The following is a 24,431-nucleotide window of genomic DNA, read 5'->3' on the forward strand; positions in this document are numbered from 1 at the left end:
TTTTATCTGTCCAGCTGTTTTAAAAGTCCTCGCTGTACACCCTGCCGTTCTGGTCGATGTAGACCGAGGAAATCATCGTCCGGGCGAACTTTTCTTTTTGATAGGTTCCTTCTACTTCGATGGTCAGGCTGTACACACCTTCTCCAAGCTTCGGAAGCTGGTACGACCCGCCTGATTGCTGCTTTGCTTTCAGTTTCGTTTCTTTCTGACGACCGTTTTTATAGTGGATGACGGTCATGTCGCTTTTGAATTTCAGACGGGCGTCTTTGTTTTTCACTTTCAGCTCATCCAGGTTGATCGAGGCGCTGATTTTTTCATTCAGTTCACTGTCAAAGGAGGTGTTGAGCAGATAGGATTCCCCGCCTGGACTCCGGGCTTCCAGCTTCCATCTGCCTGCTGCGGGGTCATCGATTTTCAGTGTGTGATGATAGGATCCTTCAAGCACCTCTGTTTCATCCTTCGCAGCTTTAAAGCCGCTGTAGGTTTTTTTATCAGGGGAGACAAGCTTCAAGTCAACATCTGGACTGGAACTGATCCAGTCGAAGGTGACGGCGTCTGCTCCGGATTCTACAATAACGGTCTCCCGTGTGCGTCCTGTGTATTCGCCACCCGACACATACTGACCGGCCGCCGGCTCGGTTTCTTCTGTCACAGCGGCTGTTTCGATTCCGAATGCCGCGAGCGGAGCGGTCTCATTCAAGTAAGGACGGAAAAGGGGAAACGTGGAGGAGCCTTCTTTGATGCTCGTGTGATCCCATTTTCCAACTTTCAATTCCTGGGCGTAAGGGAGGCGGGAGCTTTTCACTGTAACGGCTCCATCATTACTGCCGTATGAGCTTAAGTACAAGCCTCCCCAGTACAGGGAACTGCCGAAGCTGCCCCATTCCGTACCGCCGAACGTGTAAAACGGGACGGCATCGATATCCGGGCTGCTGTCGGTGGTGGAGCGGAAATAGCTCATGTACCCAGTTTGCAGGGAATAGGTGGCTTCATTTTTACTGCCGATGATGCCGGCAAGCCATCCTGCCCAGCTGCTGTAGGCAAGATCGGCAAGCTGCGAGCCGTGGTGGGGGGAGGACAGGGTAATGACACGATCCACATAGGGAGAGGCGCCGTGATGAACAAGAGCCGCCTGTGTATCAATGCCGCCCTTGCTGTGAGCGACGATGACGACTTTTTCGCCGAAATGATGATACATGTCTTCGATTTTACCGGCCAGCAGCTCCCCGTTGTCCCACATATCCTTGGTTGGGTACAAATCGATAAAGGCTGTTTCGTAGCCGTTATCGAGAGCGGTGGTATACATATCATTACTCTCGTACCACGTTTCTGATGAACTGTTGAGGCCGTGGATGAAAAGAATGGGGCGTTTCTCTTCCGTTACAGAAGCGGGTGTGTCTCCCACGTACCACTCCCCGGGGTTCCCGGAGGCTCCATCTTTTATGGAGCCGGCGTAGCTGGTGATTGGAAAAAAGAAAAGCAGGATGGCGCAGGTAAAGAGACCTTTAGTCAGCAGATCCATGTACATTCTCCTTCACAATTGAATTGCGGAGGTCATGAGGTTTGATCCAGGGGTGTCCACCATTTCTATCGTACGCAACCTGGAAAATCTGACAAGGTGCATTGGAAACAGGCAGAAAGTCCGGGAAGGGAAAGAGCGTCTGCGTCAGGAGCGGAAGAAAACGAAAAGGTGTGATTTCTACTCCCTAAATCCCCCATGGTTTCATAGGATAGAGAAGGGGAGGAGTGGTTGAGGTGGCTGAGGCTGTTTCACGCGGGAATAATTTAATTTTCATGACGGAGCCGGGAGGTCAGACGGTTGAATCAGGGGCTACCGTGGATGTGACGAAGGATCTGCCCGGCGGCATTGATGTCCGCCCGTTCTACTCCATCCGGGTGGCCGGCGGCAACCGGGTGGTATCGGAAGGGCCTGTCACGTTCAAATTGATTGTGAAAGTGGAAGGTGTGAATTTCCTCCTGCTGGATTCCTTCCGGGTCATTCCGGGACAGCAGTTTACAAGGGTTTTTAATGTGCCTGGAACGGGACTGACGATAAAAACAGAGGCTGATGGAGGAACGGGTCTGAATGCTGTGGATGTTGTGGTGTTCGGATATAAATTTTGACGGCAGGGATTTTCCCTGTTTTTATTTTTGTAAAAAGGCCCCGATGCCGAGGCCGTTATTTTTTCTGAATGATGTAGGTTGCCCGGTCCGTCGTGACAATAAAGCCCTCCGGACTGTATAGATACTGCGTCGTATCCTGCAGAGGGATTTCGTAATAGGGTGCTGGGAGCGGCTCCATCTGCTGAGGGCCGATTTCTGCTTCGCCATCTCCATATAAAAACAGGGAATGCATAGGCAGGTATTCATCCAGACGTGCAGCATCCGTCCCGTAAGCGATGTGATCCAGATGCATCTCTGTTGTATCCTTATCGTTCAGCTCCAGTTTTGTAATGACAATATCGGCACCGCTCCATCGTTGGAAGCGTTCGTTGAAATGTTCAATCGTTAATGGTCGTCCATCCATGATGAGATCCCTCCTGTCTTTATCGTCCCCAAAGGAAACCCGCTCTACGCTGTTAAATAGTGGTCGCGGCGGGAATGGAAGGGGGAGGAGGGAAATCGATGACTGATGATTTAAAAGAAGCCCGCCAGCTGCTCAGCAGGGCGGTTGATATTCAAAGCAGGCTGGGACGTTCAGACGTCCGTAACGAGCTCATCCACCGGTCGGTTCCTGTCTTATGGCTTGGGGAGAAGCGGGAGCATCCCATCGTTACCATTGGGACAAACCCGACGTCCCGGTATTTTTTGAACGACCAGGCCGATTGGCAGACAACGGCGCAGTCATTTGACCAGGAAAGTGCAGATCTACTCGCATCTTTTCAAGAAGATGATGACCGGCAGACAGCCGTCATCAAGAAATACGAGGACTATTTCAGGGGGGAAGACGCGTATACCCGATGGTTTGGCAGAAAGGGGGGAGCGAAGCTTGAGGGCTTTATGAACGGGATGGAAGCATCTTTTTATCAAAACGAGCCCCCTCTTGTTCATGTCGATGCTTTTCCTTTTCCGACGCTCCAGTTTATGGGTAAAATAAAAAGCAAAGAGAAGCTGCTGCGTCTTCCTGAAGTAACGGCAGTGCTTGAAGAGACGCTGCATTATTTACAACCTTCCCTTATCCTGCTGCTTGGCAGAGAACACAGGAGAAGGTTTGGAGATGTCTATGATGTGTCCTACGATTCATCCATGAACGTAGAAGGATTCCCTTCTGCCCGGTTTCATTTTGGTACATACCCCACTCTTGATGTACCTGTCATCGGCCTCGATTTCAAGCCGTCCGAGCCGTTTCTGGGCCTGGGCAGCCGTGTGGATGATCGTGGGGCACATCACGGGCGGTATGGAAAACGGGAAAGTCTGAGGGATATCGGTGCGTATATTCGAGAGTGTTTTTTGAAAAGGGGAGAAGGAGTATGAGAATGAGACTGGGAGTGCTGTTTCTGTTCAGTCTGGTTGTAATAAGCGGCTGTGTGCAGGGCGATGTGAAGCTGACTGTCAACAAAGATAAAAGCGGTGAGGCACAGGTGCAGATTGGTGTGAACAAGGAAGAGGCGGGTCTGTTCATGGAGCGGATGCAGGGCGTGATTGATGAAGCGGAACAGGACCTCGAATCCCGCGGCTACCAGGTTGACCCGTACGAAGAGGATGGCTACACCGGTTTTACCGCCGGAAAGGCTTTTGAAAACATCGAGGAAATCCAGGTTCCGGATCAGCTGGAACAGCCGGCAGCCGCCGGGATCGGAAACGTCATGGAAGGACTCCCTGTGGAATGGTCGGAGGAGCCCGGGTGGTTTACGACTACATATCAGGTGGAAGGTGAAATAAATCTTGAAAACAGCGGAATGATGGGCGGGATGCAGCAGATGGTTTCGGATCAGCTGGACCTCACCTTCACGCTTGATCTTCCGATTGCACCCAAAGACCACAACGCCGACCGGACGGACGGAAATGAACTGCAGTGGGATATCCAGACCGCCGGTACAACGAATATGATGGTGGAACTCGCCGTCCCTAACATTCGCAACATCATCATTACCGCTGTCGCAGGTCTCGTGACCATTGCAACCCTCCTCTTTTATCTACGGAAAAAACGGAAAACGAAGCAGGCATGAAAATAAGCCGTCGGGAAGGTAATTGTTCCCGCGGCTTTTTCTTATTTCGAAGCTTCCTCGAAGGCTTTTTTCATTTCCCGCATCGATTCGTATAAGTCGACGATGGGAAACGGATAATCCTCCCCGAGCTGGACCCCGTACTGCTCCTGCTCAATCATACCCATTTCCCCAGGCTTGAAAATCCAAGGTACAGGCAGTTCACGAAGCTCCGGCAGCCAATAGCGCAGGTAATCCCCATCAGGATCATAATCCTGCGCCTGTTTTTCCACGTTAAAGGCCCGGAAGGAAACGGCATCATTTCCGACTCCTGCGATATACAACCAGTTGCCGTAATTGCTGCTTACGTCATAATCGACGAGCTGTGATTCAAACCAGGCGGCACCGATCCGCCAGTCCAGACCGAGGTTCTTTGTGAAAAAGCTGGCCACATTCTGGCGGGCCCGGTTGGACATGAAACCGGTCTGTTTTAATTCCCGCATGGCTGCATCTACGAGCGGATAGCCCGTGCGGCCGTCCATCCACGCCTGCAGATGCTCTTGGTTTGTTTTCCAGGGGATCTCCAAACCATTCAGCCCTGTCCTGTAGAAGAGACGACCGCCGTATTTCCGATGCACGAGGTGGAAGTAGTCCCGCCAGAGCAGTTCGAAGTAAAGCATATAGGTCGACTTGTTTTTCGTATAGTTTTTTTCATAGTGCTGAATCTGCTCATACACGACCCGCGGAGACAGGTTTCCGTTGGCCAGATAAGGAGAAAATTTAGAGGAATCGTCTTCAAGAAGCATCCCGTTTCTTGTTTCCTTATAAACCCGGAGTCGGTCCTTAGTAAAGATGTAATCCCGGAGCCGCTGTTTAGCCGCTGTCGATCCGCCATGGTAACGCGGCTTTTTCCGCTCGATCTCCATGCCTAAGGCAGCGGCGTCCGGAATCTTCCCTTCCTCTATCTTATTTGGAAGCTCCGCTTTTACAGCTGCTTGAGGTGGAGCGATCGCTTTCGGGGGCGTCCCCCCATTTTTTTCGATTCTTTTTCTAAACTGGGAAAACGTATCTGGCACATCCCAGGTGGAAAACGGCAGGTCTTCCGGTGGAAACAGGTTATGTCCATGATCGACATAAAAAGGAACTCCCGGCAGGGCTTTTCTTACTCGTCCTTCGGTCTGTTGCTCTTCGCTGGCGATTTCTTCATGAAGGTACACTCCGTCAATCGTGAAATCACAGCTCATCTCCAGGAAAGCATCCTTTGGGTCTTTGTACCTAATCAAAAGCGGCACGCCCAGTTCAGCCAGGTTCCTCCTCAAGTCTTCAAGACTTTCCTGTATAAATTGTGCCCGGTGAGGCCCGGTTTTTATAAAACCATAGGAAAGATCGCTGTAATCATATGGATCGAAAATATAAAGTGCGATGACCGGATGCCCTGCTGTGACAGCTCTGGTCAAGGGTTTATGGTCGTGGACACGCAGGTCATTCCGGAACCAGACAATCGAATAGGTGCTCATCGTCATTCTCTCCCTTTTTCTCCTAGTGTACCCTGTGCAGGAGGCTTCCTCACACTTTTAATCGGCTGGATGTGTCTTTATTCGACAACATCGGGTATAGTTAAAATAGACCATTCAACGGAAGAGTACATCATCTATATTTTTTGTTGTGTACGGCCTGGAAAGGTGGCGGACACACGATAGGGGAGAGGGAGAAATGGAGCGTTTTCGTAAAAAATGGATGCAGAAGTCCGCAGTAATATTGACGGCGTTCACTTTGTTCACAGCAGGAGCATCGGCTGCAATTCCTCATCAGGTTGAGGCGAAGAGCTGGAAACAGGATCTCAAAGCAGAAGAATGGAAGTGTAATGATCCGGTCATTTCTACCGTTTACAAGGATATGAGGAAGGAAACGAAAAAGCCGCACTCGTTTAGTGAAGCTGAATCTTCCATGGAAACCATGAACAAGGCAGACATTATGGATCATTATTTGGATCGAAATCACCGCAGAGTGACGCCTTATACATTGATCAGGGTTGTAGACGCTGTATTCAGCATTGATCTTCAAGCCATTTCTGATCTTGGAGTTGGAAAGCAGACAAGCAGTTATTCTGATGATGTCCTTGAACGCGTCCGTGAGGCATCTCCGAAACCGTTGAGTGATGAAGATATCAGTCAACTTTCCAAAGTCCGCGTCATGGAACTATACTGGTTGTCTTACCAAAAACGCCTGACGGCTGATGAGCGGTATACGATGATCAATGAAATCTTTGGCGTGAATTTAGTAGGCATTGCAGGATTGGAAGGAACGGGGGTTGCCCTTTTCTCAAAAAATCAGTGGATTTCGCAGTATGATACGGACTTATTCATTGTAGAAACCGGCAGTGATGACGTTGACGTCTGGGTATATCCGACAGAGTACTTCAAGCAGCAGACGGGACTTGAAGAAAATCCAGAGGAATTGAACAATCGTTTGACCAAGCTGGGCTTCTCCTATAGTGAAGAAAAAGGCGCCTTTTATTACGCTGATCCGAACGGGGAATCTGTTCCAGATGCATTCAAGGGACAGACGCTTGGAACCATCATTGGATTCATCCAGGAACAATATAAAGATCTTTTAGAAATAGAAAACGCTGCGTGAGACCGCAGCGTTTTTTTGTATATTCTAATCCAGGTTCCACAATTTTTGCTGCACAGGATCGTCAGGGTCAAGGATAATGGTGCCTTCCTCATCAGGCTCCAGGCGTGTTTCGTAGAGGCCTTTTCCGGTCCGTGCTTTCAGTATCTCACTCTGCTTTTTTTCGATAAGCCGCAGGCGTTTGATTACCTTCCACATCTCTTCTTCTGTCATATCACCGCCTCCTGTTCCTTTATGGTAACATCAACTTCCAATATATGTTTATCTAATGCTGATATGGTAAAAATAGAAATTCAAATGTTATCCTGATTATGGAAAAGGAGGGAGAGCGATTGAAAAACTTGATTCGATGGCTGGCAGCACCGGTAGTTGTTCTCATAATCTTTGGTATTCAGCTCACGCTTGAATACAGTTCTTATCACGTTCCCTTTGGTGTAGGGATGGAGGAGGAAACCGTTGAAAAATATAATTGGAGGGGGGAGGTTGTTGAAACAGCCCCGCTTCCATCTGAGAATGTTTCCCACAACGGCACTCTTATTGTAGAAATGGAATTGAAAGAGATGTTCGGACTTCTCATTTCAATCATCGCAGCTTTTCCTTTCATCCTGCTTATGGATGTTGTTCTTAAACGTCTTGGTATACAGAGTACAGGGTTATTGCCAAAGAGGTGGGAGAATGTAATCAAATGGGGATCGATCGCCTTTCTGTTCGTTCTGTTGATGTTTACGTTCTTTATGTTCCAGGAGGCCGTTGAAGAAGGGCGGTCCTTTTTTGATGCTTTACCGTAATACATAAGATCTGTGCAGCCAGCTTTTCATCCGAAGAATTTGTTGACGTATATACATATAAAGCCTGTCCTGTGATAGTTTGAGCACAGGACAGGCTTTTCCTTTTGAATTTACTGTTTCTTTTTCAATACATCTACAAAGTGGGCGAGGATTCTTGCGGTCATTCCCCAGATCACCTTGTCTCCATATTGATAAAAATATTCTTCCATCTGACGCGTACGCCAATTGTAATTTTCACCGCCCGGAATGAGCTCATAGGGGAAGTTTTCCGCCGGCTGGGCCTCGAAATGGACGTAGTGGATTTCCGGCTCCTGGTCCATAAAGAAGGTAAGCGGAACGGTAAAGAGCTCCTTCACTTCATCCGGATTTTTTTCGAACGCACTTTCGTCGGTATTCAAGTACCCCGCAAAAGCGTAGACAATCATCCCGAACGGGGAGACGAGATAGTCGAGCGGGTGGACGTCGGACAGCTGCCCCCGCCCGATGCCGAGCTCCTCCTCCGTTTCACGGATGGCGGCGAGCCGTGCGGACGGGTCATCCGGATCGATTTTCCCACCTGGGAAACAGATTTCTCCGGGCTGCCGTCTTAGTGTACTGGCCCGTACCTCGAACAGGACGTGAATCTCCCCATCCTTTTCCATAAGCGGCAGGAGGACAGAGAACTTCCGGAACTGCTCGTGACCGAGAACGGAAGGCTGATGTTGTTTGATTTGATGGAGTATACGTTTCGAATTCATCGTTTCACCTCATACCTTTACTATACCAGACCGCACCGTTTGGGAGGAAAAGAGCCGCTCGACAATTACAGCGCTTCTTTGATCACCTTTTTGTAATATAAGACTGAAAGGAGACCGAAGATGGAATATAAAGCTGTGTAGACGCCCATCACCATCAGCATCGGCGTCCAGATTTCATTACCGAAAAAGAACCAGCCGGACTTCACGGCGAAGTAGCTGTGCAGCAGACCGATCAAGAGCGGTACCCCGAAATTGAAGAGCTGTTTGCCCTGGATGCCGCGCAGAAGATCCCCCCTTGTAAACCCAAGCTTTCTAAGAATCGTATAGCTGTCTTTTTCGTCTTCTCCTTCATCCATCTGTTTGAAGTAGAGGATGCATCCGGAGGTGATAAGAAAGGTGAGTCCTAAAAAGGCGACGATAAACATCACGGCTCCCATGTTCTGTTTCTGCGAGGTTTCCACATACCACTGGGACCGGTGTTCGATGCCGTCGGCCAAACCAGCTTCCTCAAACAATTGGAAAGCCGCTTCGTTCCTGCTGTCATCCTCTAAATTGATCCCGGTGTAGATCGAAGGTTCGAGCTTCTCTTTCATATCCATAAACTGTTCCTCGGACACGACGCCGATCGGCAGACCGCCGACGGTATAATGGGAGGAAATGACATAGTCTTCCCGCAGTCCCTGATAGGATAGTTTCACCGAGTCATTCTCGGACAACCATTCCACCTCTCCGTTGTCTTTTAAGGAAATGTAGGACTGCATAATATCGTTGTATCCGGTCATCATCATGTTTTCCGCTTCCAGATCGAGTTCCGGAACGGCAGTTTCACTGATGACAGGAATGGTTGTATTTTCCACATTAAAATTCATGTCCTCAAGGTCCACATCAAGAATGTCCTCCACGTTGAACCTCGCCTGCAGCACTTCCACTTGGCGGTACGAATGGTCGAAACCCTCATCCTCCAGCGTTTCCGAAAAGGCCAGTGCTTTTTCTTCATTGGTGATGGAAAAATCATCAGGGGATCTGTTTTCTGCCAGGCTCTCCGCTGAATACAAAGAGATATAACTGAGGGCTAACAGACCTATAGCAAGGGCGGACACGGTCGTAATCACCGTGAGTAACAAGGCGTTGGACTTCATCCGGAACATCATCGAAGACAGCGAAAGCACTTCGTTGATATTCATATAGCCGGCTTTCCGTTTTCTAAGCAGGTTGCTGACAAAGCGCACAGAACCCTTGTAGAAAAAGTACGTCCCGATGATCGTGGACGCCAGTATGAACGTCATCGCGATAAACAGACCGTTGATTGTGGTAATATCCCCTTCAAACAGCTGCGTGGACACATAATATCCTGAAGCAATCATGACAATACCAAGAATCCCCATGATGTGTTCCCAGATCGAGAGTTTTTTCACTTTTCCCTGCGTGCTCGAGGTGACACGGAAAAGGGAGAGGATGGACTGCTTCCGAATAAAGATGTACATCGTCGCCATGATGAGCAGAAAGATGCCCGCAAATACGATCAGCGTCTGGGCAAGAGCCGCCATGGAGAAGTGCAGGTCGGCCACTTCATCAACGTTGACAATCTTAAAAAAGCCCATGAGAATCAGCTTGGAAACGGCAAACCCGATAAAAATACCGACAGCCATCGATCCGAAATAGATGATCAGGTTTTCAATGGTCAACAGCCGGAAAATCCGGTTTTTCGTCATGCCGATCAGCTGGAACAGGCCGATTTCCTGACTGCGGCGTTTCACGAATAAAGCGTTGGCATAAAGAAGGAAAACGGCCACGATGACAATCAATAGAACCGAAGCGACCATCAATCCTGCGCTTCCCTTGACCGACCCATCCTGACTCATCGCCGGGTCGTACTGAAGCGTCACGAAGGAAAAGTAGAGCGCCACAGAGAAGACGAGGGCGAAAACATATAAGTAATAGTTTTTCAGATTCTTTTTCAAATTTCGGAGGATCAGCTGATTAATGCTCATAGCTCACACCACCCAATACACCCTGGGTTTTCATGATGTCCTTCAAGAATGCCTCCCGCGTCTGTCCGCCTTTATGTAACTGGGTGTAAATCTGCCCGTCGCGGATGAAGATGACGCGGCTGCTGTAGCTCGCCGCCACAGGGTCGTGGGTGACCATCGCGATGGTCGCTTCCCGTGTTTCATTCAGTCCGCTCAGTTTGCCGAGCAGATCGGATGCGGACTTGGAATCCAGTGCACCTGTCGGCTCATCGGCAAAAATGATGCTCGGCTCGTGGATGAAGGCCCGTGCCGCTGATGTCCGCTGCTTCTGTCCTCCTGAAATTTCGTTCGGATATTTATTTTGGACGTCCTGAATGCCGAGTTCTTCAGCCAGCACCTTGAATTTCTGCTGCGCCTCTTTACGGTCCGTTTTCGAAATAGAGAGTGGAAGCAGAATGTTTTCCTTCACCGTCAGTGTGTCCAACAGGTTATATTCCTGAAAGATGAACCCGAGATGATGCTTTCTGAACTCTGCGAGCTGTTTATCCTTTTGTCCGGTAATTTCCTGCCCGTTGATCACGATCGATCCGTGGCTGACCCGGTCAATGGAGGAGAGGACGTTCAACAAGGTCGTTTTTCCGGAACCGGAGGCTCCCATGATGGTGACAAACTCCCCTTTATCAATCGTGACATCGATGCCCTCCAGAACGTGCTGCTTCATAAATTTGTTTCCATAGCTCTTATGAATCTTCCGTGCTTCTAATAAACTCATTCGTTCAACCTCCTTTTTCATCTGACTTCATTGTACGTTTACCGGGGACGTGTTTCCTTCGATTCAGCTAACAAAAGCGGGGGTGGAAGTGACACTTTTGTCACATGGCTTTCATTTTAAAAGGGCTGAACATATAGTTTTGAAAAAGGCATGTCTCCTCCAGCAGATGGCTGCCGCGGGCACGATCTCAGCTGACTTGTGCAGGAAGTCCACCTGCCCAAGTGAAGCTTCGCCTCATGCTGTTCTCGCACCCCACGATAGTTGGTCCTTTTGTTTCGTTCAGGAGGTGCCCTGAGGATTCTTAATAATACCTGTAAGATCAATGATACCTGTTGTAAGGAGTTAAAGAGCCAAAGCGGTGAAAATTAGACGAATGATTTTGTACGACCATTTTTTAGATTTGAAATTTCTCATCCCTTGAAAGGGAAAAACTATAAACAGAAGCAGAACAAGAGTGTGAAAACAAATATTATAAAATGATCCGGTCCCTATTCATGTGGCTGCTCTTCCATACGGTGAAGTCTTTCCGTGCGTTTCACTATGGGAGGGGAGACATAAAAAAACAACCGGCTTCCTTCCACCAGCAGGCAGAAGGAGACCGGTTAGTTTTTTGTCCGCCACAGCTGTTCCATGGCAATGACAAGGGCGGTGCCGACGAGCAGACCGTTACTCATTAAGTTCTGCACAAGCGCCGGCATGGCGGAAAACACTTCCGCCGGAAGAAACATTGTCCCCATCCCGAAGAGGTAGGCAATACCGACGATGGTAATCTTTCTGGAATCCAGAGGCTCCAGCGTGAAGTTGTTAATCGCGATTCCCACAAGCTGGACGAATGTCGCCATAAGCGCAGCGTTGGCAACCGAGGAGGGGATGCTTGAAATCACCCGTGTCACCGGTGGGAAAAAGGCTGTGAAAAGCAGCAGAACCGCAGCGTAGATGAAAGGATTCTTTCGTTTCTGCCCGGTAATGGCAATGAACCCTGCTGACGTAGCCCCGGGCACGTTGGCGACGGTGGCCATGCCGCCGGCAATCATCGTGTTGATTCCAGAAAACATCGTTCCTCTGTCGACCTGGACGCCGTTATTTTCTTTACCTTCTCCCAGTGTTTGTTTCACAGCTGTAATGGAGGCGACGATATTCGAAATGGAAATGACCGCCGTGATGAACGCCATCGGCAGCAGGCTCCATTCGAGTGTCGGAGCTCCGAAAGCGAACAGTTCGGGCAGCGAAAACAGGGGCATCTCCGCTTCCGCCGTCTGCCCGCCGAGAATCAGGCGGTGAATGACCCAGCCGATCACAATGCCGATGAAAACGGCATAGCTGCTCAGCCATCCTCTGGCAAACGTGGATAATCCGAGCACAATAAAGAATGTCAGAAATGCAATGCCTGCGGTCGTCCCTTGTATGGTTCCGCTGTCTCCCTGTAGCCCGAGCATCCCTTTCAGGAGCGTTCCACTCAGCTGTACGGTCAAGAACAGGAAGAATGATCCTGTGACAAGAGGAGTGAAGATGGGCAGGATTTTCTGCGACACTTTAAACGCTCCGAACAGGAACAAAAAGCCTCCCGTCATGATCATCGTCATCTCCAGCGCCTGGAGCGTTCCTGTATAACTACCGCCTGCTTCTGCACCGGTCATGGCCATGACGGTAAAGACACTGACCCAGATGCCTGCGGGAATTTCCATAACGGGTAATCGGTGGCCGAACAGCCCTTGAAGCATGGAAGCGATCCCAACGGTAAAGAAGGTCCGCTGGATCAATCCGGCGGTTTCTATGTAATCTAAATGATAAATCGATCCGATCACAATCGGCAGCGCAACCGCATTAGCAAGCATGAAGACGAACCATTGGATGGTTTCAAGCAGGCTGGCTCCCGGACTGGTTTGATTCAATGTAAACACTCCTTCAAATGAACACGGCTGTATTGAACTTCCCCGCGTATGAGTGTATCACGTTCCACTCATACGCGGGGAAGTTCCGGACTGTTCCTGATCTTAGTGAACGTATTCGGTTCCGGAAACCAAAGCGTGAACGTGGATCCCAATCCGGGTTGGGATTGAACATCCAGTTCAATGTTCAATGGGCGTCGGATGCGATCAACGAGGTACAGCCCCATTCCTGACGCCGCTTCATTGTAATGGTCGGTCGTCGATGTGAACCCTTTTTCAAAAATGCGCGGAATGTCCTGTGCTGCTATGCCCCTGCCTTGATCAATGATCGTAACAAAAGATCGTCCACTCTTCCTGCCGCTTGTTACCGTAATGTCTGAGGAAGTGCTGTATTTAATGGCGTTCGATAACAATTGGCGGATAATAAAGGAGAGCCATTTCGCATCCGTCAGAACAGATTTTTGATCAAGCTCAAGGTCAAAGCCGATGCCTTTCTGCATGCACCACGATCTCAAGGTTTTAATTTCACTGAACAATAAAGGCTCGAGCTCGGTTTCTTCTATGTATAAGTCATTTTCAATAAAAGGGATCCGCTTCCGGTGCAGCTGCTGGTCGAGCAGAAGATGGATGCGCATCCATTCATATGTCAGCCGCGAGCGCAGCGGGTAGTCTTCAATCCCTTCAATCATCAGCTTCATCGCGGTCATCGGCGTTTTCACTTCATGGATCCAGCCGAGCAGGTCATCTTTTTCCTCCTGCAGAAGATCATGGTGATGGGCAGCTTCCTTTTTCAAACGTTCCAGCTGCTCCCGGATGCTCGTTTCAATGACAGACTCCAAGGGACTCTCTGCTTCAGGAATCGTAGTCAGATCAAGGTCATTGTCCCGCTCCTCCAACCGTTTGTAAAACCGGGTCTCCTTCTGGAAACGGAGGACAAGGAACACGCTGAAAATGATCAGCGATAAAAACACGTAATACGTAACGGCACGGAACGGAAGGGACGAGTCGAGATAGCCAATAAGGAGAGCAAGCAATTGAAGGGACACGAACAGCAGAATCCAGCTCAGTCGTTCCCGCATATAGGTGAGAATCATGAGCCTGCCCCGTCTCTGGCTGTATACCCTTGCCCGACTTTTGTTTCGATGACGTGTTCCAGACCAATTTCATTCAGCCGCCTGCGCAGCCGGTTCACGTTGACAGTGAGTGTATTGTCACTCACGAACCTTTCATCCTCCCACAGCTTCTGAATGATTTCTTCACGGGAGACTACTTTGTTCTTTTTTTCGAGCAGCTGCTTTAGAATGAAGCTTTCGTTCTTCGTTAAATCAATGGACGTATCGTTTGCCGTCACCCGGCCCCGCTCAAAATCGACCGTTGCGCCAAACCACGTCTGCAGTTCAGAGGCGTGGGTATTGTAATTGTAGACACGTCGGAGAATGGCCTGGATTTTAGCGATCAATACTTCGAAGTGAAACGGTTTCTGAACGAAATCATCGGCTCCAAGATTCATCGACATGACCATATCCGTCGGGTGATCCCTCGAGGACAGGAAGATGATGGGGACGTTGGAATGCTCCCGTATCATCCGGCACCAGTGAAAGCCGTCAAACTTCGGCAGCTGGATATCGATGATCACAAGCTGTGGTTCAACCGACGTGAATACTTCCATCACCCGGCTGAAATCCTGCACCCCGTGGACCGTATACGACCACTGGGACAGCCTTTCCTGCATTTCCTGAAACAATGTCCGGTCATCTTCAATCAACAGTACATCAAACACATCGACCCCTCCGATTTTCCGTTATTTCCCTTTTGTAATTATAGCAGACAAACGAGGGATTCCCTATTGTACTTTTGTAACGCGTGACCGCGGTGAATTTTTTGAACATTTCAGCATCTTCCCCTTTCATTTGTTTGAAGGAGGGCGTACAATGAGTACTAATATTTCCGCCTGTGATGTCAGGTGATACCAATGGAAAAGGAGTCTTATCTATGTCCCTACCAATCGTTGAAGCCGCCTATAAAAAGGAGAAACCCGAAACGGAGCAGATTCCTTTTGGAAGAACGTTCACGGATCATATGTTTGTAATGGATTATGAAGAAGGGAAGGGCTGGCACAAGCCGCGCATCGTTCCTTACGAGCCGCTGACGCTTGATCCGGCCGCAATGATCTTCCATTACGGGCAGACCGTATTTGAAGGATTGAAAGCCTACCGCACAGACGACGGACGTGTCCTGCTGTTCCGTCCGGAAAAGAATTTTGAGCGCCTGAACCTATCCGGTGACCGTCTCAGCATCCCACCAGTCGATGAAGACGAGGTGCTAGGCTACTTGAAGGAACTTGTAGCTCTTGAAAAGGACTGGGTGCCGGAATTTGAGGGGACTTCCCTATACATCCGCCCGTTCATCATCGCTACGGAACCGAGCCTCGCTGTTGCTCCGTCCAAGTCGTATAAGCTGATGATCATCATGTCACCGGTCGGTCCGTACTTCTCCGGAGGGATCAAGCCGGTTACCATTAATGTAGAAGACCAGTTCACAAGAGCTGTCAAAGGCGGAACCGGAATGGCTAAAACCGCCGGTAACTATTCCTCCGGCTATCAGGCACAGGCGAAGGCAGCGAAAGAAGGTAATGCTGACGTCCTTTGGCTGGATGGTGTGGAGAAGCGCTACATTGAAGAAGTCGGCAGCATGAACATCTTCTTTAAAATCGATGGGGAAATTGTGACTCCTGCCCTGAGCGGAAGTATTCTTCAGGGGATTACACGAACATCAATCATTGAAGTACTGAAAAAATGGGAGATCCCAGTGACCGAACGCCGCATCTCTATTGAAGAGTTGTATGAAGCGTATGAACAGGGAAAACTGGAAGAAGCGTTCGGAACTGGAACAGCGGCCGTCATTTCTCCCGTCGGTGAGTTGAACTGGCTGGGGAAGAAAATGGTGATCAACGACCACGAAATTGGTGCTCTCTCCCAGGAGCTGTATGATACGATCACAGGCATACAGCGGGGAAGAAAAGAAGACAGCTTCGGCTGGACCATCGAAGTATAAGAAAGCAGAAAAAAGGCTGCCGAGAACTTTCTCGACAGCCTTTTTTCATTTAACCGACCATATGGGCTTTCGGCTTTTCACTGGGTTGAAGCTCGTTGTAAGTCTCCATGACGCGGGCGGTCTCTTCTTCCGTTAATGGAAGAAGAGGGAGACGGACGCCTCCGGTGTGAACACCCATTTCATTCAACATCGCTTTTACCGGGGATGGGCTCGGGGCTGAGAACACGGCATCCATGACAGGGAGAAGCTTTTGATGAAGACGCGCGGCAAACGGGGCGTCTCCTTCTCGGAAACTCTGAATCATCTGCTGCATCTCATTACCGATCACATGGGAAGATACGGATACGATGCCGGTGCCTCCGATAGCGACGAACGGAAGTGTATTGGAATCTTCACCGCTGTATACGGAAAAGTCACGGCCTGTTTCACGGATGATTTCCGCCGCGGCTTCCAGGTCGCCGCTCGCTTCTTTTACGGAAACAATGTTTTCAATCTCAGAAAGGCGGATAATCGTTTCCGGCTCCATGTTGACGACACTGCGTCCTGGAATATTGTACAGCATGACCGGAAGGGAAGTGGCTGCGGCAATTTTTGAAAAGTGCTGGTACAGTCCTTCCTGTGTCGGCTTGTTGTAATAAGGGGCTACAAGCATGATAGCATCCACGCCTGTCTGTTCCGCTTTTTTCGTCAATTCAATGGAAGCGCGGGTGTTATTGGATCCTGTACCGGCAATGACCGGGACACGGCCGTTCACAACTTCTACCACGTGTTCAAACAGCTGGAGTTTTTCCTCCGTTGTCAGTGTCGGAGATTCACCGGTCGTCCCGCCGACAACCAGGCCGTCACTGCCGTTCTCGATCAAGTGGTTGACTAAAGCTCCCGTTGCTTCCAGGTCCATATTCTCATCGTTGTCAAAAGGGGTCACCATCGCTGTCAGTACTTGCCCGAAGTTCATTAACCTCACACCTTTTCTTGTATTTTGTACGTTCGAGGTCGTGAGGGCCATACGGCAGTAAAATCAAAAACGGCAGCATCAAGGGCTTCGATGCTGCCGTAGAAACTTTATACCGTTCCTGCGTAAGATAGCCCTCCATATAGTTTCCTATATGACAGTTCTGTGCCTGTTCAGCATCAGACCCAGCTTCAGGACCATGAGAGTCCGTACACTTCGGCAATTCCCCCTTTCCGCATGTATCCATGGATCTCATTCTCCTCCACATGCGTACTCATGTCATTGCACCTCTATCCTTACTCCAAATAAAATTTGAAATAAGAAACTATTTAGTTAGTAAAAATAGTACCAAAATTCACGCCTGCTTACAACAGGGAAGTGCTAAAATCATGCTATTCGACAAAAATGGTCGCCAGGCACCAATGTCCGACTCTTCTTTTTTATAAATCTCTGTTAAAGTCTGTTGTTGATATTTCAAACGATTACTAAATCGTCTCCGTCTGGAATTAAGGGTCCGGTCCGTTGTTTACTCAGAGCATCGGATGGCAGGGAAAACCGTCCGCTTTCCGCGGGGAACGATGAGCCTCACGGTACCCCGCGGAAAGGGAGTCATTCCCAAGGACGCCTCATACAAACATGACAGAGAGGGGGGATCTTAGCTCACATGTTAAATAACAACACCAAGCAATAACAGAGCCTTTTATAAAATCCGTCTGCAGGCGTAGGAAGAATCCATCCCGAGCACATCGAGAAGGACATGGATATTCCTTACAATTGAAGGAACTTACAAAAAAGGTGGGGATAGTCATGTCCGGTTCATCCATTACAGTTTCCGAAGCTTCACCGTTGGCAGAACAGCCTTCCATTTTTCGAAATAGAAATTTTCTCCTGTTGTGGGGAGCGGCCCTGTTGTCCAGCTTCGGTATTTCGTTCTTTTTATTTACTCAAAGCTGGTATGTCGTCCATGAGCTCCGTCTTGAAGCTTCTCTTGGAGTGCTGTACGTGGCAGCAAGTATTCCGCGGCTGGTCTTTATGATTGTCAGTGGAACGGTCGCCGACCGGTTCAGCCGGACGAAGCTGATGTTCCTGTCCGATTTCACGAGGGGTGTGCTGTTAACAGGACTCGTCTGCTGGTTTTTCTTCGGGGACATCAGTCTTTGGACATTCGTCGGGTTTGCGTTTGCCTTTGGTATTTTAGATGCGTTCTTCTGGGCAGCAGAAGGGGCGGTTCTGCCGTCAATCATATCCAGGGATCAGTTGACCCGTGGAAATTCAGTGATACAAATGACGAATCAGACGTCGTTCATTCTAGCTCCTATGGTGGCAGGGATTTTCGTTTCCTTTGGCAGCTATGTGCTCGTATTCACAGTGACCGCTCTGATGCTGTTTACCGGAAGTCTGCTGATTTTTCTTATGAAGGTGGATGAAGAGAAGAGAGCAGGAGGGGAGGAGGAAGCGTTCTGGGCCTCCTTCAAAGCAGGTGTGCGCTACGTCAAAAACTCCCGTGTGCTTTCCTTGATTATCGGAATGAGCATTTTATTGAATCTGTTCATGGTGGGGCCGATGACGATGGGGCTGCCTCTCTTTGTGAAGCAGCGCCTGAATGGCACCGCCCTGGACTTCAGCTTCCTTGAGGCAGGTCTGGCGGTGGGAATGCTGCTCGGATCTGTAGTCATCGGTATCCTTAATTTGAAAAGAAGACGAGGAAAAACGAGCCTTAGAGCCTTAATGGCTGCCGGAGCCGCTTTTTTCGCTTTGAGCTTCACAGAAGGGGTATGGTTCAGCCTTGTGTGCCTCGTCGTCTTCGGATGTTCTCTCTCTATCTGCAACATCCCGGTCATCTCTGTGCTCCAGAGCTTCATTGAAGAAAAAATGATGGGCAGGGTGATGGGGCTTGTCTCGCTTGCATCGATGGGGCTCGTTCCAGTCAGCTACGGCGTGACCTCTCTGATACTGGCGGCAGGAGTGCCGATTCATCAAATCATGGCCGGGGGATCTGTACTCGTTACGCTGTATGTCCTCTTTGTCTATGTGCGCTTCAAGGAGCTTCGCGAACTGGACTGAATGTATCTCCATTAAAAAAGGGAAATCCCCTGGTAGGCAGAAGATCACCCTTTTATTCTCAAACACATCTGTGTACAGACACTGGTGAACCCTGTTTCCATCGTCAGCGCTGTCCCTTATACCAGCCTTTCTCCTTGAACCTGGAAATCGCTTCAATCCGATTGGAGACCTCCAGCTTCTCCAGGATGACAGATACATAGTTCCGGACGGTACCAGGGGTAATGAACAAAGCTTTGGATATGTCCTTCGTATTTCTGCCGTCCGCCATCAGCTGCATCACTTCGCGCTCCCGTTCTGTGAGCGGGTTTTGATCGGCGAAGGCAAGGTCGACGAGCTCAGGATCAAAGATGCGCTGTCCGGCTGTAATTTTACGAATGGCCGTTGCCAGGTCTTCACTTGGACTGTCTTTCAACAGATAGCCGCTGACGCCTGCTCTTCTGGCACGGTCAAAATAACCGGGACGGGCAAAAGTCGTAAGGATGATCACTTTGCAAGGCTCCTGATACAACTCTTCAGCGGCATCCAGCCCATCCTTGACCGGCATCTCAATATCCATGATGCAGATATCCGGTTTCAGACGGCGGACAAGGCTGCAGGCTTCTTCGCCGTTGGAAGCCTGGCCGACGACTTCCATGTCCTCTTCTAAATCAAGCAGCGCCCCGAGTGCACCGAGCAGCATGCGCTGATCCTCGGCAATGACAATTTGAATCATAAGAGTTCCTCCTTTTTCCCTTGCTGAATGACTGTGGGAATGTGCAGGGTCAGTTTCGTTCCCTGTTCACTTTCCAAATCAAGCCGTCCATTTACAAACTCCAGTCGTTCCCTCATCCCCTGCAGACCGTGACCCTGGAACGGGTCCATCGTTTCCGGAAGGCCGATGCCGTCATCTTCGATGGTGACCGTCAATTCCATGGAAGAGGCTTCAATCTGGACGTGACAACGAGTGGCCCGGCTGTGTTTGACGATATTGGTGGCGGCTTCCTTCAGGCACATGCTGAGAACATTTTCCGTTAAAGCCGGAATGGAAGTCTTCCCAAGGTTTCCTTCATAGGTGAACTCCATTTCCGCAGCTTCGATGATCTGCTGCACCCGGATCAGTTCATCTTTTAGTTTCATTCCTCTCATGTTGGAAACCATCTCCCGAACCTCCTTGAGAGCATTTCGGGCCGTATGCTGGATATCCTCCACTTCTTTCTGCGCTTTGTCCGGCTTGGCCTTCATCAGCTTGGCGGCGAGATCACTCTTTAAGCCGATCATGGACAGTTTCTGCCCCAGTGTGTCGTGCAGGTCACGGGCAATCCGTTCCCGCTCTTCAATCACCATAAGCTGGGAAATCCGCTGGTTGGCGTCCTCCAGCTTATTTTCAAGGTCCTGCTGCTGGTTGCGGTAACGAACGGTGAATGGCAGCAGGATCACCCCGATGACGGTAATGATGATAAATGGAAGGTTCGGAAAAATCGAATCCAGCTGCTGCACGAAGGTATAGGCAATCGTTGCAAGTGTGAGAGTCAGGTGAACAATATATAATGAAAGAAACCCTCCGAAATGACGGATGTTCCCGATGAAAAAAGCCAGGAACAATGAAAAGTAAATGTAGCCGAACAACAAGGTCATTCCGAGACTGATCGCCATTTCAATACTGACCCACAGATAGACAAGACGGCTGTCCGATACGAATGAAAACCGATAGGCCAGGAAGAAAATAAAGACAAGAAGAAGTCCGGTCAAAATTTCGTAAATGGAAGATGCCCGGAAGATAAAGAAAAACGGCAGGATACAAAAGATGATCCAGACGTATATGCTGAGTCCGGTGTTTTTTGGAATAATATGATACCACTTCTGCATGAACGCTACCTCCTGTGTCTAGCATATGGGAAAATCGGGCGGCTGTCATGAAGGAAAAAGCCCATTCTCAACGAATGGGCTTCGAATCAACTTTCATTCTGCACGCGGCGGGAGACCGCAGCACTTGCTTTCTTCTTCAGGAGCGGCTGGACTTCCCGGAACGTCCGGAACGTTTTGTTCTCGGTGTCATAGAGACGGAATTTGATGGACTCAAGGCTCGTTTTCAGCGTAATTGTTGTTGCATACTGGAGCGGCGGTGTTGCATCATGAGCTTTTTCCAGTGCATAGTTGGGAACCCTCGGGCTCAAGTGGTGCACATGGTGAAAGCCGATGTTGCCGGAAATCCACTGCAGGACTTTCGGAAGCTTATAATAAGAGCTTCCATCCACAGCTGCTTTTACAAAATTCCACTCGGATTCCTCTTCAAAGTAGGAATCTTCAAACTGGTGCTGGACGTAAAACAACCAGATGCCCAGAGCACCGGATATATAGAGAATCGGGAGCTGGACAATCAGGAAGGCTTCCCACCCGGCCATCCAGATGATCATTCCGTATATCAATGCAGCCGCAGCCGTTGTCACGTGGGTGTTCACACGCTCTTTTCGCTTTGCGCCCTTACGGTTGAAGCGGTTGGAAACGAGGAACAAATAAATCGGTCCCAGGCCAAACATGATGACAGGGTTTCGGTACAGACGGTAGATGAGGCGTTCTTTGAAGGACGCTTGTACATATTCATCGACGGTCATGACCCAGATATCACCTGTTCCGCGCTTATCGAGATTGCCGCTTGTCGCGTGGTGGATGGAGTGGCTCCGCTTCCACTTATCGAAAGGGAACAGCGTCAGGATACCTGTAATCGTCCCGATCACGCGGTTGGCTTTTTTATTTTTGAAAAAGGATTGGTGGGTACAATCGTGAAAAATGATAAACAGACGGACGACAAAACCTCCAGCAAGCACACCGAGTCCGGCGGCGAGCCAAGGGGAGACAGCCATGCTTAGATAGGCTGCGGCCCATATGATTAGAAATGGAACGAGTGTATTGATCAGCTGGCGGATGCCGGCGTTTCGATCTGGTTCTGCAAAGCGGGCGACGCTTTTCTTCAGCTCTTTTTCTTTCTCCTTATCCATCGTAACGACTCCTTCGTAGTAATTCGTAATTCTAACAATAGGGGAAAAGGAGGCCCACTAGAAGACATAAACGTCAGCACTTTTATATGACACTTGTCATGGGTGTTTACCGGTTTCTGGATGTGTTTCACGTGGAACAGGTCGTCAGGCATCCACGCCGGGGGTTCTCAACTCGCGGAGGCCTTTCAAATCAAGCAGCGTAAACCCAAGCTTGGAGAGGATTGGCAGCACGATGAATGCTGTAATCTCCATGACCTCTTCAAATGCCCCTACACCTGAAGGGCCGAGAACCCACGCCGTCGGATAGAGCACCCAGAAAGACGTCAGGTAGGCGGCCATCCGCCTGTAATGACGTTTCAGCCCGTCCCCGCTCTTGTCAGCCATCTTCCGCAGGGGATACCAGATGATATACAAAACAATGAGAAGGGCGGCTATACCAAGCCCGTACCAGACGTATTTCAGCGTATCATTCGAAAAATCAGCGATCAGTCCGGTTAAGATCATAAACACATCAGCTGTAATTAGACCGCCGATCAGGGCCTTATCTTTTTTCGGCTCGTAAAACATCGCTGTCAATGCAAGCGCCAGCAGCAGGAGGGGGGTCGTGACCACCCAGTCCAGGTAGCGGGCAAAGTAAATGGTTTGATCCGGCTCCTGCAAGACCCCCTGACCGAGGGCGATGGATAAGTAGGCGGTTCCTGACCAAAGTGGAATGATCATCGCAATGATGTATTCTCCCTTGGAAACTCCGCGTGGCTTTTGGCTCCATATAAAAAAGGTGACAGCTCCAATAAACATGATGGCTGAATAGGAATAGTGCATAACAATATCAAAGCGGCTCATTAATTTCAGCTCCTTGTTACGTTTCTTCCATCATTTTGGTCATAACGGATAGAAAATAGACCTATCCTCTTAAGCGAGCGCTTACAACGTGGTATGATAGAAGTGTGAATACCATCTTGATCGGGAGGGTTTTTCTATGACTACGAAACGCATTCTTGTTGCCTATGATGGAAGTGAAATGAGTAAAAGAGCTGTGGCCGAGGCGAATCTGCAGGCGGTGGAAGCTCCGCAGCGCGAGATTCATCTGATGGCTGTTGTAACACCTACCGGCCCTGCTACAAATGCCGCCGTGTCTAAAAGCCTCGGCAGGGAAATGGCTGACCGGTTTCAATCAGAAATGGAAGAGCTCAAACAGGAATTCAAATCTCATAACATCGATGTCATTACAGAAGTTGTAGTCAGCCCTGTGAAACAAAATGCAGCTGTCCAGATCGTTGCCTATGCCAATAAGCACGACATGGACCTCATTATTATCGGAAGCCGTGGTCTCGGAAACATGAAAAAGATGCTGCTCGGAAGTGTCAGCAGCAAAGTCGTCCAGCAGGCCTCCTGTCCGGTCCTTGTCATGAAATAACAAATGGACGAAAAAAGACTCTCCTCTGCATACACAGAGGAGAGTCTTTTTGTTTCTACGAGTTCTATTTTCCGCTTCTTCTTATAAACCGTAGGACGTCATCCCACCGTCGATGAATATATTCTGGCCGGATACATAGCTGGAACCTGAAGAAGCGAGGTACAGAATGGAGGACTGAAGCTCTTCCAACTGCCCGAGACGTTTCATTGGGGAACGATCTTCAATGGCAGAACGGAAGCTGTCATCGGCTAGTGCCTCTTCGTTCAAATCGGTTTTGAAGAACCATGGGCTGATGGCGTTCACCGTAATATTGTAAGGCGCAAGCTCAAGGGCGAGCTGCTTCGTCTGATGGATGGCTGCCGCCTTACTTGTGCCGTACACAGAGCTGAAGGACAGGCTCACTTCACCGGCGACAGACGCTGTATTAATGATTCGTCCGTATGCCTGTTCTTTCATATAAGGGGCAACGGCCTGAGTCATGAAGAAGATGGATTTGGCATTGGTGTTCATGACCGTGTCCCAGTCCTTCTCGGTCAGACTGTTGATATCTTTGAACGCGGCAGTTCCTGCGTTGTTTACAAGAATATCGATTTGTCCGAAATCGTTGTTGATGGTCTTGACCACACGCTCGATGTCGGAGGTGCTTGTGACATCGCCGGAATAACCTTTAACCTCAGAACCGGTCGCCTCACTGATTTCTGCCGCTGCTTTTTCCACTTTTTCAGCTGTGCGTCCAATCAGGGCTACAGAAGCTCCGCTTTCTGCCAGGGTATGCGCAGCTGTTTTTCCGATGCCGCTCCCGCCACCGGTGACGATAGCTGTTTTCCCTTCGTTGTTAAATAATTCCATGATGTTCACTTCCTTTGCTTGTTTAGAGTGTGTCCCATGAGAATGGGTTACGAGAATGATAGTACCCGGCCTGTGTCCATGTAAACCAATCCAACTCCGGACGGGTTGTGAGAGGGTTCTCTATAATTTGTAAGACTTTTACACTTTTTTATATGAGAAAAATGTTTATCATGGGAATTTCTGTG

General features: G+C 49.4%; 24 protein-coding genes and 1 riboswitch. Of the genes, 8 read left to right on the forward strand and 16 right to left on the reverse strand.

Translation table 11 applies throughout. The features are described from left to right. Positions 1–19: 19 nt before the first annotated feature. Complete coding sequence (locus H615_RS0115600; RefSeq protein ID WP_035532408.1) at positions 20–1,522, reverse strand: esterase/lipase family protein; 1,503 nt, start codon at positions 1,520–1,522, stop codon at positions 20–22. A 233-nt stretch (positions 1,523–1,755) separates the two neighbouring features. Between H615_RS0115600 and H615_RS0115605 the strand changes: the two genes are divergently transcribed. Continuing rightward, positions 1,756–2,124, forward strand: a complete 369-nt coding sequence (locus H615_RS0115605; protein WP_027956018.1) for a hypothetical protein — start codon at positions 1,756–1,758, stop codon at positions 2,122–2,124. 55 nt (positions 2,125–2,179) lie between these two features. Here the strand turns inward: H615_RS0115605 and ymzB are convergent, their stop codons facing one another. Then, positions 2,180–2,527 carry a protein YmzB gene (gene ymzB, locus H615_RS0115610; protein WP_027956019.1) on the reverse strand — a complete coding sequence of 116 codons (348 nt, stop codon included), beginning with the start codon at positions 2,525–2,527 and terminating at the stop codon, positions 2,180–2,182. Positions 2,528–2,625: 98 nt separating this feature from the next. Between ymzB and H615_RS0115615 the strand changes: the two genes are divergently transcribed. Both H615_RS0115615 and H615_RS21880 read left to right on the forward strand, forming a co-directional pair. After that, the gene (locus H615_RS0115615) at positions 2,626–3,474 is read left to right on the forward strand and encodes a hypothetical protein (RefSeq protein ID WP_027956020.1); all 849 of its coding nucleotides are present in this window, start codon (positions 2,626–2,628) and stop codon (positions 3,472–3,474) included. Continuing rightward, on the forward strand, positions 3,471–4,169 hold the full coding sequence (locus H615_RS21880) for an LppM family (lipo)protein (RefSeq protein WP_027956021.1): 699 nt from the start codon (positions 3,471–3,473) through the stop codon (positions 4,167–4,169). The genes H615_RS0115615 and H615_RS21880 overlap by 4 nt, the downstream gene beginning before the upstream one ends. A gap of 41 nt (positions 4,170–4,210) precedes the next feature. Here H615_RS21880 and H615_RS0115625 read toward each other — a convergent pair whose 3' ends face one another. Further along, entirely contained in the window at positions 4,211–5,662 is a 1,452-nt protein-coding gene (locus tag H615_RS0115625; RefSeq protein WP_027956022.1) for a DASH family cryptochrome, read from the reverse strand. 196 nt (positions 5,663–5,858) lie between these two features. Between H615_RS0115625 and H615_RS21885 the strand changes: the two genes are divergently transcribed. Continuing rightward, a complete protein-coding gene (locus tag H615_RS21885) occupies positions 5,859–6,782 on the forward strand; it encodes a hypothetical protein (RefSeq protein WP_051254740.1) in 924 nt (307 codons plus the stop codon). A 24-nt stretch (positions 6,783–6,806) separates the two neighbouring features. Here the strand turns inward: H615_RS21885 and H615_RS0115635 are convergent, their stop codons facing one another. After that, complete coding sequence (locus tag H615_RS0115635; protein ID WP_027956023.1) at positions 6,807–6,992, reverse strand: hypothetical protein; 186 nt, start codon at positions 6,990–6,992, stop codon at positions 6,807–6,809. 119 nt (positions 6,993–7,111) lie between these two features. Here H615_RS0115635 and H615_RS0115640 point away from each other — a divergent pair, with 119 nt between their 5' ends. Continuing rightward, a complete protein-coding gene (locus H615_RS0115640; protein ID WP_027956024.1) occupies positions 7,112–7,567 on the forward strand; it encodes a hypothetical protein in 456 nt (151 codons plus the stop codon). 110 nt (positions 7,568–7,677) lie between these two features. On the opposite strand, the gene H615_RS0115645 is transcribed toward H615_RS0115640, so the two are convergent. The 6 genes from H615_RS0115645 to H615_RS0115670 form a co-directional block, all read right to left on the reverse strand. Next, positions 7,678–8,304: an NUDIX hydrolase gene (locus tag H615_RS0115645; RefSeq protein ID WP_027956025.1), complete on the reverse strand. Its 627-nt coding sequence runs from the start codon at positions 8,302–8,304 to the stop codon at positions 7,678–7,680. A 65-nt stretch (positions 8,305–8,369) separates the two neighbouring features. Then, on the reverse strand, positions 8,370–10,295 hold the full coding sequence (locus tag H615_RS0115650; RefSeq protein ID WP_027956026.1) for an ABC transporter permease: 1,926 nt from the start codon (positions 10,293–10,295) through the stop codon (positions 8,370–8,372). Continuing rightward, positions 10,285–11,046 carry an ABC transporter ATP-binding protein gene (locus tag H615_RS0115655; RefSeq protein WP_027956027.1) on the reverse strand — a complete coding sequence of 254 codons (762 nt, stop codon included), beginning with the start codon at positions 11,044–11,046 and terminating at the stop codon, positions 10,285–10,287. The genes H615_RS0115650 and H615_RS0115655 overlap by 11 nt, the downstream gene beginning before the upstream one ends. A 602-nt stretch (positions 11,047–11,648) precedes the next feature. Then, the gene (locus tag H615_RS0115660) at positions 11,649–12,938 is read right to left on the reverse strand and encodes a purine/pyrimidine permease (RefSeq protein ID WP_051254741.1); all 1,290 of its coding nucleotides are present in this window, start codon (positions 12,936–12,938) and stop codon (positions 11,649–11,651) included. A gap of 68 nt (positions 12,939–13,006) precedes the next feature. After that, complete coding sequence (locus tag H615_RS0115665; RefSeq protein WP_027956029.1) at positions 13,007–14,029, reverse strand: sensor histidine kinase; 1,023 nt, start codon at positions 14,027–14,029, stop codon at positions 13,007–13,009. Further along, complete coding sequence (locus tag H615_RS0115670) at positions 14,026–14,715, reverse strand: response regulator transcription factor (protein WP_027956030.1); 690 nt, start codon at positions 14,713–14,715, stop codon at positions 14,026–14,028. The genes H615_RS0115665 and H615_RS0115670 overlap by 4 nt, the downstream gene beginning before the upstream one ends. A gap of 212 nt (positions 14,716–14,927) precedes the next feature. Here H615_RS0115670 and H615_RS0115675 point away from each other — a divergent pair, with 212 nt between their 5' ends. Further along, complete coding sequence (locus tag H615_RS0115675) at positions 14,928–15,989, forward strand: branched-chain amino acid aminotransferase (protein WP_027956031.1); 1,062 nt, start codon at positions 14,928–14,930, stop codon at positions 15,987–15,989. A gap of 49 nt (positions 15,990–16,038) precedes the next feature. On the opposite strand, the gene dapA is transcribed toward H615_RS0115675, so the two are convergent. Then, complete coding sequence (gene dapA / locus H615_RS0115680) at positions 16,039–16,944, reverse strand: 4-hydroxy-tetrahydrodipicolinate synthase (protein WP_027956032.1); 906 nt, start codon at positions 16,942–16,944, stop codon at positions 16,039–16,041. A 120-nt stretch (positions 16,945–17,064) separates the two neighbouring features. Further along, positions 17,065–17,242: riboswitch (Lysine riboswitch) on the reverse strand. Between the two features lie 506 nt (positions 17,243–17,748). On the opposite strand from dapA, the gene H615_RS0115690 reads away from it, so the two are divergent. Further along, positions 17,749–19,005, forward strand: a complete 1,257-nt coding sequence (locus H615_RS0115690) for an MFS transporter (RefSeq protein ID WP_035532412.1) — start codon at positions 17,749–17,751, stop codon at positions 19,003–19,005. A gap of 103 nt (positions 19,006–19,108) precedes the next feature. Here H615_RS0115690 and H615_RS0115695 read toward each other — a convergent pair whose 3' ends face one another. The 4 genes from H615_RS0115695 to H615_RS21505 form a co-directional block, all read right to left on the reverse strand. Next, positions 19,109–19,717 (reverse strand): response regulator transcription factor, encoded by a 609-nt coding sequence (locus H615_RS0115695; protein WP_027956035.1) that lies wholly within the window; start codon positions 19,715–19,717, stop codon positions 19,109–19,111. Beyond that, a complete protein-coding gene (locus H615_RS0115700; protein WP_027956036.1) occupies positions 19,714–20,850 on the reverse strand; it encodes an ATP-binding protein in 1,137 nt (378 codons plus the stop codon). The genes H615_RS0115695 and H615_RS0115700 overlap by 4 nt, the downstream gene beginning before the upstream one ends. A gap of 86 nt (positions 20,851–20,936) precedes the next feature. Next, on the reverse strand, positions 20,937–21,980 hold the full coding sequence (desA, locus tag H615_RS0115705) for a Delta(5) desaturase DesA (RefSeq protein ID WP_027956037.1): 1,044 nt from the start codon (positions 21,978–21,980) through the stop codon (positions 20,937–20,939). A 144-nt stretch (positions 21,981–22,124) separates the two neighbouring features. Beyond that, positions 22,125–22,823 carry a bacteriorhodopsin gene (locus H615_RS21505; protein WP_051254743.1) on the reverse strand — a complete coding sequence of 233 codons (699 nt, stop codon included), beginning with the start codon at positions 22,821–22,823 and terminating at the stop codon, positions 22,125–22,127. Between the two features lie 136 nt (positions 22,824–22,959). Here H615_RS21505 and H615_RS0115715 point away from each other — a divergent pair, with 136 nt between their 5' ends. Beyond that, complete coding sequence (locus tag H615_RS0115715) at positions 22,960–23,397, forward strand: universal stress protein (protein WP_027956038.1); 438 nt, start codon at positions 22,960–22,962, stop codon at positions 23,395–23,397. Positions 23,398–23,478: 81 nt separating this feature from the next. Here the strand turns inward: H615_RS0115715 and H615_RS0115720 are convergent, their stop codons facing one another. Next, positions 23,479–24,246: an SDR family NAD(P)-dependent oxidoreductase gene (locus H615_RS0115720; protein WP_027956039.1), complete on the reverse strand. Its 768-nt coding sequence runs from the start codon at positions 24,244–24,246 to the stop codon at positions 23,479–23,481. Positions 24,247–24,431 lie beyond the last annotated feature (185 nt).

The sequence above is a fragment of the Halobacillus kuroshimensis DSM 18393 genome, from assembly GCF_000425705.1.
Lineage (GTDB): Bacteria > Bacillota > Bacilli > Bacillales > Halobacillaceae > Halobacillus > Halobacillus kuroshimensis.